At 66.1% G+C, this 510-nt stretch carries 1 pseudogene; it reads left to right on the top strand.

From position 1 onward, the window contains the following. Positions 1-331: pseudogene (locus ACXJKJ_RS32375) on the top strand (penicillin-binding protein); the annotation flags it as partial. Positions 332-510 lie beyond the last annotated feature (179 nt).

Raw genomic sequence — 510 nt, forward strand, 5'->3', positions numbered from 1 at the left:
GACCGGTTCCACCAACGATCACCGCGATGCCTGGTTCTCCGGCTTCGGCGGGCCCTACGCCACTACCGTGTGGGTGGGCCGCGACGACTTCCGCTCGCTGGGCTACCGCGAGTACGGCGGCAAGGCGGCACTGCCGATCTGGAGCGACTACATGCGCGTGGCGTTGAAGGACACCCCGATCGCCAAGAATGACCCGCCCTCGGGCATGGTCCAGGCCACCCTCAACGGCGCGACCGAATGGGTCAAGGTGGAGGACATGGACAAGATCGAAGAGTTCAACGTGGATACCCACGTGCAGCAGGCGGACGACGCCGCGTTCGATATCTTCTGATCGCCCGTGCCGGGTACGCCGGCACCAGGAACGAACACAGGCCGGGCATTGCCCGGCCTTTTTTGTTCGCCGGCCGCGCTTCGTCCGCGCCATCACCCCGGTAGAGCCACCCCATGGGTGGCTGCACGCATTCCCTGATCGCAGGTAGAGCCACCCCATGGGTGGCTGCACGCACTCCC

The sequence above is a fragment of the Roseateles sp. P5_E1 genome, assembly GCF_054049335.1.